We start from the raw sequence: 1,196 nt of genomic DNA on the forward strand, positions 1-1,196 counted from the left end.
CTCTCATTCAATCCCCCTAGCTTGGGCGAACGGGGAACTGGCGGGGGCGGTAGATGTTTCTGAAGCAGGAGATCTGCTTGGAATAGAGCTAATTGGTCTAGAAGAGGAAATAAAAAACCCTTCTTCATTTGACTTTTAATGAAGTTTTTTATACCAATTAGCCCTCCAATCACAACGACTAAATCAGATAACTATAAAAAGCTACGTCTTACTGCTCTCCGAGTTTTACGTCGTGGCGTCGACGAAACGGTTACAGGGTTCTGGGACGCATGGATCAAATCAAATGCGGCCTCAACAATCGGGCGTAGTGAGGCAGGTACTTCCCCTCGCTCCTGGATGATCCGGGTGGTGGCCTCAAGCTCCTGGACTACCTCTGCCAGGGTCTCCTGCGGGGTTTTCAGATCCAGCTCAGCCTGGAGACGCGCGGCTTCGACCTCCTGGGCGTGGCGCTGGCGAGCACGTTCTCGGCTAGCTGCCGCCCGACAAGCATCCGAGCAATACTTCGCCCTGCGTCCGCGCGGGTCAGGCCGGGGCGGGATTTTCCCCCCGCATTGGGCACACGTATCCGTCATTCGTTCACGGCATCCTTCGCCTCGGCCTGGTCTGCCAGCCCCTCCAACGTCTGGGCAATGAAGGTCAACGTGTCTGCATCGAGCTGCCAATCACGCTCATGCACCGCGTCTAAATCGCTGTCACCAGACCGGCCGATCTGCTCTAAAAACTCCACGACTTGAGAGAGAACATGCGCACTCTCCCGTGCCCGGATAGCCACGTCCAGAGGGTCTGCTGCGCCAAGATCGTTCAGGATTGCGCCGGTTTCTGAGGTCAAAGGTCCGTGAGTCATGCCCCCATTATAACGAACGTTCGTTATAAATGTCGGACTTTCGACCACTTCCACTCCGCCGAAGCGCGTCACGCAGCGCATCTCGAATGCGCCCTAGAAGGATCTCCGGGACGCAAAAGTGGCTCAACCTGCGCCCTCGCGGGGCCACCTGTCGGGAAAGAAGTCAGCCGGTAGCAAATATGAATATGTGAATTTTGGGGAGCCGCTGAGGGGATTGTCGCGCCCCCGTTTTCGCCGTTTTCCGCACTATTTTTGCACGCTAAAACGCGCTGACCTGCGAAGCAGCACTTTAGTGCATGAGGTGTGTGGTTAGTTTTCCCCTCGGAGAGGGCGAGCGCGCGAAGCGCTTTAG

The 1,196-nt window shown here is 56.2% G+C and carries 1 protein-coding gene; it reads right to left on the minus strand.

The window, feature by feature from the left end; genetic code table 11:
• Window positions 1–568: 568 nt before the first annotated feature.
• Window positions 569–925 (minus strand): hypothetical protein, encoded by a 357-nt coding sequence (locus ACFVT8_RS24545; protein ID WP_387224339.1) that lies wholly within the window; start codon window positions 923–925, stop codon window positions 569–571.
• Between the last annotated feature and the right edge of the window lie 271 nt (window positions 926–1,196).

Source organism: Lysinibacillus sp. NPDC058147, from assembly GCF_042884205.1.
GTDB lineage: Bacteria > Bacillota > Bacilli > Bacillales_A > Planococcaceae > Lysinibacillus.

Coding starts and splice junctions, on each gene's coding strand:
- ACFVT8_RS24545 (WP_387224339.1), bottom strand. CDS start 925: ATGCGCTGCGTGACGCGCTTCGGCGGAGTGGAAGTGGTCGAAAGTCCG.